General features: G+C 38.8%; 12 protein-coding genes, 1 pseudogene and 1 riboswitch. Of the genes and pseudogenes, 5 read left to right on the forward strand and 8 right to left on the reverse strand.

Annotation, left to right across the window (positions count from 1 at the left end; all coding sequences use genetic code 11):
- Window positions 1-80: 80 nt before the first annotated feature.
- A riboswitch (purine riboswitch) is annotated at window positions 81-182 on the reverse strand.
- Between the two features lie 389 nt (window positions 183-571).
- Window positions 572-1,441 (forward strand): LiaG family protein, encoded by an 870-nt coding sequence (gene liaG, locus ACRPLY_RS17420; RefSeq protein ID WP_165635494.1) that lies wholly within the window; start codon window positions 572-574, stop codon window positions 1,439-1,441.
- A gap of 279 nt (window positions 1,442-1,720) precedes the next feature.
- On the opposite strand, the gene ACRPLY_RS17425 is transcribed toward liaG, so the two are convergent.
- From ACRPLY_RS17425 to folP, 3 genes and pseudogenes are all read right to left on the reverse strand, one after another.
- Window positions 1,721-1,915, reverse strand: a complete 195-nt coding sequence (locus ACRPLY_RS17425; RefSeq protein ID WP_013055532.1) for a hypothetical protein — start codon at window positions 1,913-1,915, stop codon at window positions 1,721-1,723.
- 240 nt (window positions 1,916-2,155) lie between these two features.
- Window positions 2,156-3,290 (reverse strand): annotated as a pseudogene (locus ACRPLY_RS17430) (zinc-dependent alcohol dehydrogenase).
- Window positions 3,291-3,409: 119 nt separating this feature from the next.
- Window positions 3,410-4,258: a dihydropteroate synthase gene (gene folP, locus ACRPLY_RS17435; protein WP_080963425.1), complete on the reverse strand. Its 849-nt coding sequence runs from the start codon at window positions 4,256-4,258 to the stop codon at window positions 3,410-3,412.
- Window positions 4,259-4,612: 354 nt separating this feature from the next.
- Here folP and ACRPLY_RS17440 point away from each other — a divergent pair, with 354 nt between their 5' ends.
- Window positions 4,613-5,599: a S8 family peptidase gene (locus ACRPLY_RS17440; protein WP_080754379.1), complete on the forward strand. Its 987-nt coding sequence runs from the start codon at window positions 4,613-4,615 to the stop codon at window positions 5,597-5,599.
- 69 nt (window positions 5,600-5,668) lie between these two features.
- Here the strand turns inward: ACRPLY_RS17440 and ACRPLY_RS17445 are convergent, their stop codons facing one another.
- Genes ACRPLY_RS17445 through ACRPLY_RS17460 form a run of 4 tightly spaced genes read right to left on the reverse strand, consistent with a single transcriptional unit; the run spans window position 5,669 to window position 9,365 of the window.
- Window positions 5,669-6,865, reverse strand: a complete 1,197-nt coding sequence (locus ACRPLY_RS17445) for an ABC transporter permease (protein ID WP_048020066.1) — start codon at window positions 6,863-6,865, stop codon at window positions 5,669-5,671.
- A complete protein-coding gene (locus ACRPLY_RS17450; protein WP_028412098.1) occupies window positions 6,862-7,551 on the reverse strand; it encodes an ABC transporter ATP-binding protein in 690 nt (229 codons plus the stop codon). Before ACRPLY_RS17450 ends, ACRPLY_RS17445 begins: the two co-directional genes overlap by 4 nt.
- On the reverse strand, window positions 7,548-8,678 hold the full coding sequence (locus ACRPLY_RS17455) for an efflux RND transporter periplasmic adaptor subunit (protein ID WP_274863290.1): 1,131 nt from the start codon (window positions 8,676-8,678) through the stop codon (window positions 7,548-7,550). Before ACRPLY_RS17455 ends, ACRPLY_RS17450 begins: the two co-directional genes overlap by 4 nt.
- Window positions 8,679-9,365, reverse strand: a complete 687-nt coding sequence (locus ACRPLY_RS17460; RefSeq protein WP_047751610.1) for a Yip1 family protein — start codon at window positions 9,363-9,365, stop codon at window positions 8,679-8,681.
- A gap of 342 nt (window positions 9,366-9,707) precedes the next feature.
- On the opposite strand from ACRPLY_RS17460, the gene ACRPLY_RS17465 reads away from it, so the two are divergent.
- The 3 genes from ACRPLY_RS17465 to ACRPLY_RS17475 all read left to right on the forward strand — a co-directional run bounded on the left by ACRPLY_RS17465 (window position 9,708) and on the right by ACRPLY_RS17475 (window position 12,603).
- Window positions 9,708-11,015, forward strand: a complete 1,308-nt coding sequence (locus ACRPLY_RS17465; protein ID WP_432232069.1) for a homocysteine synthase — start codon at window positions 9,708-9,710, stop codon at window positions 11,013-11,015.
- A gap of 98 nt (window positions 11,016-11,113) precedes the next feature.
- On the forward strand, window positions 11,114-11,851 hold the full coding sequence (locus ACRPLY_RS17470) for an ABC transporter ATP-binding protein (RefSeq protein ID WP_048020062.1): 738 nt from the start codon (window positions 11,114-11,116) through the stop codon (window positions 11,849-11,851).
- Window positions 11,848-12,603, forward strand: a complete 756-nt coding sequence (locus tag ACRPLY_RS17475) for an ABC transporter permease (protein ID WP_033578108.1) — start codon at window positions 11,848-11,850, stop codon at window positions 12,601-12,603. The genes ACRPLY_RS17470 and ACRPLY_RS17475 overlap by 4 nt, the downstream gene beginning before the upstream one ends.
- Window positions 12,604-12,634: 31 nt before the next feature.
- On the opposite strand, the gene ACRPLY_RS17480 is transcribed toward ACRPLY_RS17475, so the two are convergent.
- A complete protein-coding gene (locus ACRPLY_RS17480) occupies window positions 12,635-13,642 on the reverse strand; it encodes an aromatic ring-hydroxylating oxygenase subunit alpha (RefSeq protein WP_033578107.1) in 1,008 nt (335 codons plus the stop codon).
- Window positions 13,643-14,093 lie beyond the last annotated feature (451 nt).

Below are 14,093 nucleotides of genomic sequence, written 5' to 3' on the forward strand. Positions count from 1 at the left end.
TCTGACAATAACAGAAAGTATGAAAAGTAAGAGCTTTGAAAGAAGGCTGTATCTATGATAATACGCCCTTCTTTTTGCTGCTTATATCCAAACTTTCTTGTAGTCTAGTTTTTTACGGTTACTAGGTAGAGACTATCAGACCATATTACTGATAATATACAAGATCGTAATCTTAGCTGTATTCAATTGATATGAACAAATTCTACCCTTTATTTTTTTAATAATCAACACTTTAAAAGTTTTTCGGAATAATAAAATTGGTATGAAAATTCTATTTATTTATTACTTCTTTTGAACTACTCATCGGAAAATCACACAAAAAAAGTGAATTTAATCATTCTTTTAACTCAATTATTTTCCTGTTTTTGAAATAAAGAAATTAATTCTTTGATGAGTATGTTTAAATCTCTACTTCGCTTTTCATTTAACTCCTCACAAAAAACATTTCATTTTTACGACTTGAGACGTAGAAAAAAATAATCCTGCTGTTCGTTGAAATTAACCGGTTTTCATTTTACACTTTATGGTAGAAGAAAACAAATTTAATTATAGATAGAAAGCGGGTTATAACGTGAAAAAAATATTGGCTTTTATTTTAGTGATAGGTGGTACGGCAGTCCTCTTTTCTACTGCGTTTGCGCCTTCCTCCTGGTCGTTAAGTTCATTCAAGACGTCCAAGTCTGAAGCGGCATTATCAAGTGATATTCAGCGTATTCAAATCGACTCTCCAAGCATTAGTACAACGGTCGTTCCGCAAGATCGTCAAGATATTAAAACAAAAGTAGAAGGTAAAGGAAAAATAGATGTAAAGCAAAATGGAGACACCCTAGTTGTCGCGTATCAAAAAAGTCCCTTTCAATGGCTTTCTATTTTTCCAAACACAAAAGTAACAATCTACATTCCTAAAGATTATCACCATAACCTTGCGCTTAACGTAGGTTCGGGGGACCTTCAAATTGCTACACATCCTGAACAAGCGCTTCAGCTGAAAGATGTTTCGATTAAAGTAGGTTCTGGAAATGCAAGCATTTCAAACTTGATGAGCACCTCTCTTCGTACGGATGTTAATTCTGGAGATTTACAGCTGAGTAATGTCGAGACCCAAACGGCTAAATTTGCTGTCGGCTCTGGGGAAATTAAAGGAACAAACTATCAAGGAAAACTTCAGGCGCGCATTGGATCTGGTGATCTCTATATGGATTTTAAAAAGCTAGAAGAGGCCGTTTCTGTAGATGTAGGATCCGGAGATGCCGTGCTGGTTCTTCCGAAAAGCGCTGGTTTTAAAATGAATGGAAAAGTAAGCAGCGGTGACATTAACAACAATTTTAAGTTAAACAATGCAACGATAACAGAGAATGTATTAAAAGGAAAATACGGAAATGGAAAATACCCTATCGATATAGCTGTTTCAAGCGGAGAATTAACCTTGGAATCAAAATAAAGAGGCTAGGACAAAAGTATTTTAACTCAATTGCAAAACGAACCATTAATCAACATATTTGATTAATGGTTCGTTTTTTGTTGTGGTGAACATCGTTTTACCTGTTTCGTTTTTTCTAGTAGTTGATTGGAGGGCAAGCGACGAGGAGGCTCAGCGTCCGCCCGCGGAAAGCGAAGCCTTGCCCGGAAATCAACTGCGGTGTAATAAGCAGTCCAACTCATGTATCTCATTTGTTCGTCTTTAGATTCGGTTCATTTAGTTATGTCTCAACCTCTTTATTTATGGTCTCACTGCAATATACCATGCTACTCCTACGATTGATCCTATGAATACAACTCCGTAAATAATAGATAAATTCACTATACTTTTCTTTTTAGATTTCCCGTAATCTTCATCTACTTTCTTTGCAGCACTGATAGTACCTGCAAGGGCAGCAACGCCGATAATAATGACAAGAAGCAATGCTAATTTCATTCTTCTCTCCTCCATATTTCGGTGATTGAATAAGACTAAATACCAAGATGTTATTTATTTCATTTTAAGCAGCACAATTTAATCAGAATATGAAAGCGCTATATCTTCTCTTTCTATCATAAAGCTAAATTATGTAAAATCAACCATCCAATCGTGCATTATTTTCCTCCGCCACTTTACATACATAAAAAATTCCCGAGCTTCACTGCTCAGGAATCTTTATCTAATAGACATGACATTTTAAGGTTTTAAAATGACTTTAATGCAGTTATCTTGATGATCATTAAAGATTTTGTAGGCATTAGCTGCGTCTTCTAAAGCGACTTTATGAGTAATAATTTCTTTTGGATCGAATTCTCCTTTTACAATTTGATCATATAATTTTGGCATAATCGGAATGACAGGAGCTTGCCCCATTTTGAGAGTTACATTTCGAGCAAAAAATGCTCCTAACGGAAAACTGTTATAGTTGCTTCCGTATACCCCGGTGATTTGGACGGTTCCACATTTACGAACGGCTTTTGTCGCAATTTGAATAGGTCCGAGCGTTCCGCCTTGAAGCTTTAATTTTTGTTCAATGTATTCAAGGGGCGACTTTTTGCCATCCATACCTACACAGTCAATCACCACATCAGCTCCGCCTTTTGTGATTTCTTTTAAATGCTCTCCCATATCTGGGTATTCTGTAAAATCAAAGGTTTCTACGGCATTCATTTTCTTTGCATGCTGCATTCGGTATGGAACATGATCTACTGCGATAACCCGTTTGGCACCTTTCATCCAAGCAAACTTTTGAGCCATTAACCCCACTGGCCCACAGCCGAGTACGATAACGGTATCTCCTTTTTTAACATCCGCATGCTCTACACTCCAATAAGCAGTTGGAAGCACATCTGATAAAAAAAGAAGCGATTCATCTTCTAATTCGCACGATTCTGGAATCACAAACGGTGTGAAATTCCCAAACGGCACTTTTAAATATTCAGCTTGACCTCCTGGATGATTTCCAAACTTTTCAGTATATCCAAAATAGCCCCCCAGAATCATAATGTGGATTAGAATTGTCACATTGGCTCGTTAAATCATCCTTACAGTAGGCACACTGTCCGCACGCTACGTTAAACGGAATAATAACGCGATCGCCTTTTTTTACTTTTGTAACATCCGGCCCTACTTCTTCCACAATTCCCATTGGTTCATGACCAATAATATAACCGTGAGGCAATAGCATGCTTCCTTGATATAAATGCAGATCAGAACCGCAAATAGCCGTTGACGTTATTTTAATGACAATGTCATCTTTCTTCTCTAATTTCGCATCTTCTACTTCTTCTACTTTTACCTGATTAGGCCCTTGATACGTTACCGCTTTCATTTTCACCCTCCAGTTTTGAAACCTTGATGCTACTTAAATTTATCTAAAGGCATGTATTCTATCCGGATAAATCAAGGAAAAATAAAAAAGCAGCGCTTACGCATCTGCTTTAATGATTATTAAAACTGAAAGACATGTTTTCCTACCAGTACATCTGCCATCTTTACGAAGCGCTTGATTTCTAATACGTCATGAACACGAACTATTTGAACGCCTTGTGCAATCCCAGCATATACAGTAGCTGCGGTTCCTTCCATTCTTTCCGTAGGAGGAGCATTCACTATTTGTCCAATAAATCCTTTACGAGAAGTAGCAAGCAGCACCGGATAACCCATATTCGTCAGCTGATCTAAATGCTGAATTGCTTCTACATTATGGGCAGCCGTTTTTCCAAAGCCAACGCCTGGATCTAAAATAATTTGATCGTCGCGAACTCCGGCAGCTTTTGCAATGGAGATGCTTTCTTTTAAATCACTTATCATATCTGTAATCAGATTTGTATAGTTGGGCTCATGACGGTTGTGCATTAAAATAATGGGCACATTATAATCAGCTGCAACTTGAGCCATTTTAGGATCGGCTTTTGCACCCCATATATCATTAATAATATGTGCTCCTGCTTCTAGCGCATGTTTGGCCACTTCCGATTTGTATGTATCTACGGAAATCGGCACCTCTACGCGCTTAGCCACTTCAGAAATAACGGGCACAATCCGTTTAATCTCTTCTTCATCGCTAATTCTTGTATAACCAGGACGAGTTGATTCTCCTCCGATATCAATGATATCTGCTCCTTGCTTTACCATTTCCTCAGCATGAGCAACTGCTTTATCTACATCGTAGTATTTTCCGCCGTCTGAAAATGAATCCGGGTTTACGTTTAAAATCCCCATAATAAGCGTACGATCCGCATAATTCAGCTCATACTTTCCGCATTTAATGACGGATTGAGACGTTAAAGTTGACACTATCCTCAGCCCCTTCGTAATTTGCAAATTAATATATATTTATAAATATCATGTATTTTGAGAATGTCATACCGTTCGTAATTATATCAAAAGTCACCAGTCCTATGTGATTTTTCTTGGAGTTTCTTTCTTATATAGTGTGAGATAAACATTAAAAGTGAATACACAGATAACATTAAAAATCTCTATCGGGCTTGTCTTCAGGGTCTTTTTTCCTCTTCTCACATCTTTTGTGAGTCTTTTTATTCAAAAAGAAAGGATTCACATTAAAAGCGTTTAATTTATAGCAATAGTTGGGAATTTATAATTAAGTAACTTCCATTTTTTATGGAATTCATTTTAAGGAGGATGACTATGACTCAACAACCGTTACAAGTCAAATTAATCCCTTATACAATTGAGTCGATTATCGACTCAACAAACGAAACGCCTAAAGGAGTAAGCTTAATTCAAGCACCTGCTATTTGGGAACAAAGCAATCAAGGAGAAGGCATTGTAATTGCAGTTATCGACACTGGTGTTGACACAAATCATCCTGACTTAAAAGATTGTATTATCGGAGGAAGAAACTTCACTTCGGATTATGACGGAGATTCTTCTGTATTTGAAGATAATAATGGGCACGGCACTCACGTGTCTGGTACCATTGCTGCTGCGCTCAATAATGAAGGGGTAGTAGGGGTGGCACCCAAAGCAAAAATCCTAAGCTTAAAAGTACTTACCGGTGAAGGATCGGGAAATTACGAATGGATTATTGACGCTATTAACTACGCCGTCGAATGGCGAGGTCCTAACAATGAGCGAGCACGAGTTATTTCCATGTCACTCGGGGGACCACAAGACGTTCCAGAACTGCACGAAGCTGTTCAAAATGCTGTGAATAAAGATGTTTCTGTCGTTGTTGCGGCTGGAAATGAAGGTGATGATCGCGAAGAAACTTTTGAATATTCATATCCAGGAAGTTACAACGAAGTCATTCAAGTAGGAGCAGTGGACAACAGCTTAAGCTTGGCTCCTTTTACCAACGTCAATGAAGAAGTGGATTTAGTGGCACCGGGAGTTAACATCATCTCTACTTTTTTAGAAGGTAAATATGCGACTCTTTCAGGAACTTCAATGGCAACTCCTCACGTGGCAGGAGCTTTAGCTTTATTAATTAACTTATGTGAGAAGGAATTTGGCCGCTCTCTAATCGAAGCCGAAATCTATGCTCAACTTGTAAGAAGGACGCTTCCTCTTGGATATCGAAAAAGCTCTGAAGGAAACGGATTTCTCATGCTCGATTTGGTAGAGAAAATACATGATATTATTAACGTAGCCCGTATCAACCCTAGTAAGTAATAAATAAGAAAAACGAGAAATCTTCTTGGTTCTCGTTAAATTGAAATAAAGACATGCGAACGCATGTCTTTATTCATATCTTAATGCTTCGATTGGATCTAGCTTCGCCGCTTTGTTTGCAGGAAGCATACCGAATACAATACCAATCGTCATGGAGAACAATACTCCTCCGAGCACCACTTGCCACGAAATTAATGATGGCCATCCAGCAAATAATGAAACAAGAGCTGCCCCGCCTGCGCCGAGGCCGATGCCAAGCAAACCACCAATAAGCGTGAGCGTAATAGATTCAATTAAAAACTGAGTTAAAATTTGTCTTTTAGAGGCTCCTAATGCTTTACGAATACCAATTTCTCTTGTACGTTCCGTTACAGAAACCAGCATAATGTTCATAACGCCAATCCCGCCAACAAGCAGGGAAATGCCTGCAATCGATCCAATAATCGTTGTCATAATTCGCGTTACATTTCCAATGCTATCTGCTATTTCTTCTAAGTTCTGCACTTGGTAAGCATCTTCAGCATCATGCAAATTATTTAACAAATCCGTTGCGTCATTGCCTACTTTTTTCAGTTGATCAGAGCTTTTTGCTTGAACGCTAAGGTTTGTGTAGTCAAGCTTACCGAAGCTTGATTTATACGTATTATCTGGAATATAAATAGTTGGCATTTCAAATGCTAAAAAGCCCGTTGGCTTTTTTGTCACACCAATAATTTTGATAGGCTGTCCTTGAACCCATACTACTTGTCCAAGGGCTTCCTTTTTATCAAACAGCTCTTTTTTCATATCGCTTGTGATCACACCTACTCGATTACCTGATAAAAAGTCAGAGCTGTCTAACATTCTTCCTTTTGAAACTTCAAGCTGATTAACCTCAATATACCCTTCATTAATTGCGTTAACAGTCGTATCTGATTCTTTGTCTCTATATCTTATTCCCATTCCCATTGAGCTAGAAGCCACCACATTCTTCACGCCGGGAATAGTCGAAAGAGCTTTAATATCATCCTCTGTAAAGATCGGCTCCCCCGTCATGGAAAGGTCATCAGCTTGCATCTCGTCTTCAGGAGGCTGATAGTAGACATCAACTGTATTGCTTGCTCCTGTTATTTCTGACTTAATCATCTGTTCTCCGCCTTGGCCGATAGCAACAACGATAATAACCGCCCCTACGCCAATGATAATACCAAGCATTGTCAAAATAGAGCGCATTTTATGAGCAAGAACCGAGGAAAAAGCCATACGAATATTTTCTATTAAACTCATAAGCTATCGTTCTCCTTGTCGCTATGACTTAATACCTTACCGTCACGAACGATAACTGTACGCGATGTGTACTCTGCCACTTCAGGTTCATGAGTAATAACTACAACTGTTGTCCCATCTGCATTTAGCTTAGAAAATTGCTCCATAATATCAGCACTCGTTTTTGTATCTAAGGCTCCTGTGGGTTCATCGGCTAAAATAAGCGTCGGATTGTTAACAATAGAGCGAGCAATAGCAACACGCTGCTTTTGCCCTCCTGATAACTCGCTCGGCAAGTGTTTCATTCGCTCACTCAGCCCTACTTTTGCAAGCGCAGCTTCTGCTCTGGCTCGTCTTTCCTTACGCGATACGCCGGCATATACCATTGGAAGCTCTACGTTTTCGACAGCTGATAAACGCGGCAGCAGCTGAAACTGCTGAAAAACAAAGCCGATATGGATATTCCTTACTTTTGCCAGCTGCTCATCGCTGTAAGTAGAGATTTCTTGTTCATTTAATAAATAGGAGCCTGAAGAAGCGCGGTCTAAGCATCCGATAATGTTCATGAGCGTTGATTTTCCGGAGCCTGAAGGACCCATAATCGCAACAAACTCACCGTCATAAATCTTCAAATTAATATCTTTTAAAATCGGTACTTCCTCTTTGCCAAGATGATAGCTTTTATGAATATTTACAAGCTCAATCATTGAACAGTCACTTCCGCACCGTCAGTTAAGTCCTTTGAAGGATTTGTAATAACTTTGTCTTTAGAAGATACGCCGCTTTTAATTTCAATAAATTTATTTGTTGTTTCTCCAATCTTTACTTCCTTACGAACCGCCTTTTTATCTTTCACGACGTATACAAATTTTTCTCCGTCTTCATTTACAACTGCTTTTATCGGCAGTGATGAAGCTTTTTTACTGCTTGTTTCAATCTCGAGCAGCAGCTTAAATCCCGGCTTAATCATCGTGATATCTTGGTCATCTACTTTTACTTCAACTGGATATTGATTAGCCGCATCATTGCCGGCTTCTGCTGATGCCTGCTGCTGAGGTAGATAGTCAATTTGTTTTACGCTACCTGCCCATTCTTTATCAGGCAAAACATCTGATGTAATTTTGACAGCTTGACCGGTTTTAATTTTTAACGCATCGTACTCAGACAGCACACCAGTAGCCAAGTATTCATCGGTATTACCAATATGTATAAGCGGTTTTTGAACGTCACTTGTGTTATTAACCGCTTCTTTATCTACTTCTAGCACCGTCCCATTAATATCACTCGCTACGTCTAAATTACGTTCTTTTTTAGCAATTGATTTGGCTTCTAGTTTGTTTCGTTCTAAATCAATTTTAGCGGTCTCTAAATCGAGATTGAGCTGCGTACGCTCTGTGTCAATTTGATCTCTCGCTTCTTGCTTACTCATTTCTTTTTCCAATTCTTTTTGTTTTTTATTTAAATTAGAAAGCTGTTTGCTTACGGAGTCAATTTGCAGTTGACTGGATTTTTTTTCTAATTTGTTTTGTTCTTGCTCTAAATCAAGCGCATCGCTTTCGTACGTTACAAGAGAAGTTCCCTGCTGTACACGGGAGCCTTCTGTTACGTGAAATCGTTCAACCTCGCCTTTTTCAGCATCAAAATAGACATATTGCTCATCAGCAAGCTTTAACGTACCCGGAACCATAACTGTATTTCTTAACTTTTTTTCCTTTAGATTGGCTACGTGAACATTGACTGCTTTTCCACTTACACTTTGTGCACGATATACGTTAATCCCAATAACCGCAACAATAACAACTGCTACAGCTGTAATAATTATTCCTTTTTTCATTTACAACCCTGCTCCTTTAAGCGCTTCTGAAGCAGCTCCTCCAACTCCTGAAATAGCCGCTCCTAAGATGAATAAAATAATCACTGTAATAATAGAAGCAGCTTTTGATACATTCGCCACTTTTTGTAGTCCTACTGCTGTCAGAATAAGTCCCCAGATAGAAAAGATTTCAATGGAGTTAAATACTCCTCCCATAGCACCTTTAGCATCAACCATTCCATTTAACGAAGTCACATTCGCTGAAGTATGTGCTAGTGCAGCGACTCCCGTATTAATTAGCTGACCGATTACTGTGATGAACGTAACAAACAAATTCAAACTAAACATTTGGCGGTACGTTGTTTTTCCAGTTCCTAACTTTGCAATTAAAAACAGAATCAAACTTGTGAATGCCAGTGTAGCAACTACTGCAATAACTCCGCCAATCGCTCCGCCAATCATACTAAATGTTGAATTCACTTCAATACCAGCTTCTTTTTGCTGTTGCAGCGCCTCTTGTGCCTGAGGGGTATAGACGGCTAGAATCGTTGTTGCAGCTGTTAAGATGAGGATAAGTAAAAGAGGTCCCCAGATGACCGGATTGCTTTTCATTTTCTCAAACTGTACAACCGGACTCGTAATAAAACCAAAAATAGAAGGCTTTCCTTTCTCTTGAACTTCCGAAGATACATTGACTTCTGTGCTCATAATCAAACTCCTTTTATTTTGTTTCGTTAGTAGCTCTTAAGACCCACCTTTTACTATTTTTTAAAGTCTTCTAGCAAAATTGGCTCTCTAAGAAACTCTCAAACACCTAATATTCTAACATAATTATACAAATTAATTTACATTTTTCTTACATTTAATATTTTTTATGGTATTTTTAACAATTAAAGAGATGTCTTAATGATAAATTACATTATTAATATTTTTTATATTTTCTAAATATTCTAATTATCATTTGACATCATTCAATAGAATTCGTATATTATGATTAAAGTTTATTATTCCTATGTTTTTTATAAGTTTTATATCCAAGGAGGAGTTTCAATGTCTGCTAAGAAACCATTTCGTCCTGAAACAAAAGCGATCCATTCTGGTCAACAGCTTGACCCAGCTACTTTTTCGCGTGCCGTACCTATTTATCAAACAAGCTCATTTGGATTTAAAGATACGGAGCATGCTGCGTCTTTATTTAATTTAAGTGAACAAGGCTATATCTACACTCGAATTGTAAACCCTACTACGGACGTTTTTGAACAGCGAATTGCTGAGTTAGAAGGCGGAGTTGGTGCTCTAGGAGTAGCTTCAGGTCAGTCGGCTACTACCTTTTCCATTTTGAATATCGCTTCCGCAGGAGATGAAATTGTATCAGCAAGCAGTTTATATGGGGGAACGTATAACCTCTTTTCGTCTACGCTTCCTAAACTGGGCATTACCGTCAAATTTGTAAACGCCGATAATCCAGAAAATTTTAGAAGTGCAATCACTTCCAAAACAAAGGCAATTTATGCTGAATCCGTTGGAAATCCACAGGGAAATGTGCTAGACATCGAGGCAGTTGCAGACATTGCCCACGAACATGGAATTCCTCTTATTATTGATAATACCGTTCCAAGCCCTTACCTTCTTCGCCCCATCGATTTTGGAGCAGATATTGTCGTTCATTCTGCTACTAAGTTTCTTGGAGGGCATGGAACAGCAATTGGCGGTGTTATCGTAGACAGTGGAAAATTTAATTGGGAAGCGAGCGGAAAATTTCCAGACTTAACAACTCCAGATCCAAGTTATCATGGCCTCGTATACACAGAAGCTGCCGGTGAAGCTGCTTATATTACAAAAGCGCGCGTTCAGCTTTTACGAGATATTGGAGCTGCTTTATCACCTTTTAATTCCTTTTTACTTCTTCAAGGAGTAGAAACACTCCATCTGCGATTAGAGCGTCACAGCGAAAACGCATTAAAGGTAGCGAAATTTTTAGAGCAGCATGAATTAGTAGAATGGGTAAATTATGCGGGGCTTCCTTCCCACCCTTCCTATTCTTTGGCACAAAAATATTTGCCTAAAGGACAAGGAGCCATTTTAACCTTTGGTGTCAGGGGAGGAAAAAACGCTGCGGCTAAGTTAATTGATTCGGTTCAGTTATTTTCTCATTTAGCCAATATTGGCTACTCTAAATCACTCATTATTCACCCGGCAAGCACCACTCATCAACAGCTATCTGAAGACGAACAAAAAGCTTCGGGTGTGACGCCAGAACTCATTCGTCTGTCGGTTGGAACAGAAGCAATCGACGACCTTCTTGAAGATTTAGATTATGCCTTAAAAGCCAGCCAAAAAGTGAATACAACTGTTTAAAAGCTGTGGTTTTTCACAGCTTTTTTTTATATCGTCCAATAACTTTTTATACTTTCGCTTATGCTACAATAAACAAAACGAATGAAAAAGGAGTTACTATGAACACGTTCAATTCAATACCTGCCATTACATTTACAGACGTTCATAAAACATTTAAAGATAAAGAACATAGTGTTTTAAAAGGCATATCGGGTACAGTGATGCAAGGCTCGCTCGTCATGATGGTAGGACCATCAGGATCCGGAAAAAGCACCCTTCTTTCCATGTGCAATTTACTTTCTGCACCTGATGAAGGAAGTATTGAAGTATATGGAAAAGACATTAGCAAATGGAATATTTCTGATTTGCGAAAAAAAGTGGGCATCGCTTTTCAATCAGCTCCTGTTATTGATGGAACAGTGCGAGATAATATGATGCTTGTTCAAAAGCTGCACGGCAAACAGGATATTATGCCTGAAGAACTCTGTGCCTTAACCGGTCTTTCCCCTGACTTGTTAGGGCAGGATGCAAGAGATTTATCCGGTGGTCAAAGACAAAGGTTATCATTAGCGCGCACGCTGTCGAACGGATCTGACCTTTTGCTTTTAGACGAAATCACTTCCGCTTTGGATGCCACTTCTGCTCATGAAATTGAACAGCTTATTTCTCATTTACATAAAGAGCAGAATAAAACGATTATTTGGGTTACCCATAATTTAGAACAAGCCAAACGTTTAGGAGAGGAAGTCTGGCTTTTAATGAACGGAGTGATTGTAGAAAAAGCGAAGACGGAGACCTTTTTTCATGCTCCTGTAAAAGCTGAAACAAAACAATTTATTGAAGGAGCCTTTCTATGAGTTCACTTTCACTGATTTTTACCATCGTTTTTGTTTTTATTGCTCTTTTTTTATCAAAATCTTTTCGTATAGGACTCGAGAAAGATATTATCATTGCCAGTATTCGAGCAGCCGTTCAGCTGTTAGTGATCGGATATGTTTTATCTTTTATTTTTGACGCGAATCACCCAGCTTTTATGATTCTCATTTTATTCGTGATGCTGACGGTCGCTTCCCAAAATGTTGTAAAGAAAAAAAAGCAGGGATTTAAAGCTTTCTTTCGTGTATTTGTCACTCTTTTTATTGTAGAAATCCTGACCCAAAGCGTTATGCTGGGCCTACATATTATCCCTGCTACTCCGCGATATGTCATTCCTGTCAGCGGTATGATTATTGGAAATTCGATGATTTTGGCCAATTTATTTTTAAATCGGTTAGACGCTGAAGTAAATAGAAGGCGAGACGAAATTCAATTGATTCTGGCGCTTGGCGGAACTCCTAAACAAGCTATTCATAGTATTTTAAATGCCGCAATCAAAGCTAGCATGATTCCTACTGTAGAAAGCCAAAAAACAATTGGACTCGTTCAGCTTCCCGGCATGATGACAGGCCAGATTATTGGAGGGGCAGATCCGATACAAGCAGTCAAATTCCAGCTGCTCATCGTTTTTACTATCCTAGCCTCTGCTACGCTTTCCTGCGTCATCTTAAGCCGCTTAACATATCCTACCCTTTTTAATAGCTATCATCAGCTTATCCGTGAACATACATAAAAAAGAAGAAAGGAGACTCCTTTCTTCTTTTTTATTGAGCAGCTTTTTTTAATCTTGTTCCTACGTCACTTCCAAAGGTCACTCCTAAATCACCGAGCCATCTTCTATAGGCAATACTCAGTCGATCCGGATTCAAATGAAGCTCTGCTTGTAAGTCAAGCGGCAGCTCTTCGGGTTTTTGACTTTCTACAATGCTCGTATCTTGTTCAATAATAAGCTGCTGAAAATCACGGAAATATTGATCAGGTGCATCAAACGAATAGTTTCTAGAAACCAATGCAAACACAGTCGACTTTCTTTCCTCTTCAGGTAAAACCGCAAACAGCATCGAAAAGATTTCACCCGTTTCATAGTTCACTTTTTTCAACCTTGCAACGGCAGGACGAAGAATTTCAAAAGTATAATAAATAGTCGCAAAGTTACCCGTACCATCTGCATCTGCGTACACAGCGATTTCGTCAGAAATGTATCGGTTATCTTTCCAATGTACCTTATAATCAGGAATTTCGGCGTAATCCGAGTGTCCAAGGCTTCCTTCGTGAACAAAAGCCAAATGGCTTACATCTAGAAAGTTTTCTACGACACGAGGAGCTGCTGCCTGCAGAGTATGAGGGTTGGCGCAAACCGTTTTAAATCCGGAGTTAAGGTATTCGTCATACTGAGGAAGAGGAATATCACTTGCCTCGCTGTTCATCTTCACCCATATAATCCCATGCTTTTCAACGCAATCATATACCTGTGCTTTTGCTTTTGAAGGAATCGCTCTTCCCGGCGGCTGTTGAGGAATTTTCACACAAGCCCCGGCACCATCGTATTTCCATCCGTGATAAGGGCACACAATGCAATCATCTACTACTTTCCCAAGAGATAACGCTGCACCGCGATGGATGCACAAATCTTTAAATGCTTTAATGGCATTAGTTGTGCGAAACAGCGCAACTCGCTCTTCTAAAATCGTTACTTGCAAGGGCTGATCTGTTAAATCATGTGAATAAGCTGCAGGCAGCCATTCCTTAGCCAATACTAAATCTTTAATCATCTGCATCGCCTCCGTACGATAAGTGAATTTATTTCTTGTTTATAAAAAAAACCGCAGAAATAGAAGGAGTTCTTCTAATTCCGCAGCTTTTTCGTTCCGTAAAACAGACTATAAGCGCGCGAAGATTCTACATAATTGCAGATAGAGCGACCTTAGCACTTCATCTACAATAACAATACGTATTCATCGCTATTTTTTTAATCTCACTACCTAACCCTTGCATATTGAATAAAAAGCGGCCAGCCGCTAAAAGCTTTTCTGTCCACTGATTTCTCTTATTTTTACTTTATCAATTTCCCACTGAAAAATCTCTTGCTTTGTAAGCATCTCTCACATAATTTTTTCGGTTAAACGAATAAAAGCTGCGGTTTTTAGGGACTGACCCCTGTTTTTGAGACAGGGATCAAAACACCTTTTAAACGACCAGTTGCCGATATTGTACCGGTGACTG

It is taken from the genome of Priestia sp. TGN 0903, assembly GCF_050846855.1.
GTDB lineage: Bacteria > Bacillota > Bacilli > Bacillales > Bacillaceae_H > Priestia > Priestia zanthoxyli.

Coding starts and splice junctions, on each gene's coding strand:
- ACRPLY_RS17425 (WP_013055532.1), bottom strand. CDS start 1,915: ATGAAATTAGCATTGCTTCTTGTCATTATTATCGGCGTTGCTGCCCTT.
- ACRPLY_RS17440 (WP_080754379.1), top strand. CDS start 4,613: ATGACTCAACAACCGTTACAAGTCAAATTAATCCCTTATACAATTGAG.
- ACRPLY_RS17445 (WP_048020066.1), bottom strand. CDS start 6,865: ATGAGTTTAATAGAAAATATTCGTATGGCTTTTTCCTCGGTTCTTGCT.
- ACRPLY_RS17450 (WP_028412098.1), bottom strand. CDS start 7,551: ATGATTGAGCTTGTAAATATTCATAAAAGCTATCATCTTGGCAAAGAG.
- ACRPLY_RS17455 (WP_274863290.1), bottom strand. CDS start 8,678: ATGAAAAAAGGAATAATTATTACAGCTGTAGCAGTTGTTATTGTTGCG.
- ACRPLY_RS17460 (WP_047751610.1), bottom strand. CDS start 9,365: ATGAGCACAGAAGTCAATGTATCTTCGGAAGTTCAAGAGAAAGGAAAG.
- ACRPLY_RS17465 (WP_432232069.1), top strand. CDS start 9,708: ATGTCTGCTAAGAAACCATTTCGTCCTGAAACAAAAGCGATCCATTCT.
- ACRPLY_RS17470 (WP_048020062.1), top strand. CDS start 11,114: ATGAACACGTTCAATTCAATACCTGCCATTACATTTACAGACGTTCAT.
- ACRPLY_RS17475 (WP_033578108.1), top strand. CDS start 11,848: ATGAGTTCACTTTCACTGATTTTTACCATCGTTTTTGTTTTTATTGCT.
- ACRPLY_RS17480 (WP_033578107.1), bottom strand. CDS start 13,642: ATGATTAAAGATTTAGTATTGGCTAAGGAATGGCTGCCTGCAGCTTAT.